We start from the raw sequence: 236 nt of genomic DNA, 5'->3' as shown, positions 1-236 counted from the left end.
TGCACCCCGCAAAACACGCAAGTTCATTGAGAGATTGGTTAAGAAAAGAAGAAAATTGGAAACGAAAAGTTTCTAAAAAAAACTTCAAAAAAGTCTTGCCAGTTAAAAATAAAGATGTAGTTTTGCACCCGCTTTGCAACACAAGCGAAAATAAAAAGAAACACACGTTCGTAGACATATTGAATTGACAGCCGTTTTAACAGAGATGTTAAAACAAAAGAATAAGAGTAATGGAA

1 protein-coding gene is annotated in these 236 nt (G+C 33.5%); it reads left to right on the top strand.

Translation table 11 applies throughout. The features are described from left to right. Positions 1 to 188, top strand: a 188-nt coding sequence (locus ACHRV5_RS22540) for a hypothetical protein (protein ID WP_395428355.1), incomplete at its 5' end; no start/stop codon positions are given. Between the last annotated feature and the right edge of the window lie 48 nt (positions 189 to 236).

It is taken from the genome of Flavobacterium sp. FlaQc-52, from assembly GCF_044007495.1.
GTDB classification, from domain to species: Bacteria; Bacteroidota; Bacteroidia; order Flavobacteriales; family Flavobacteriaceae; genus Flavobacterium; species Flavobacterium cupriresistens.
This window is presented reverse-complemented; position numbering and strand designations above follow the sequence as displayed.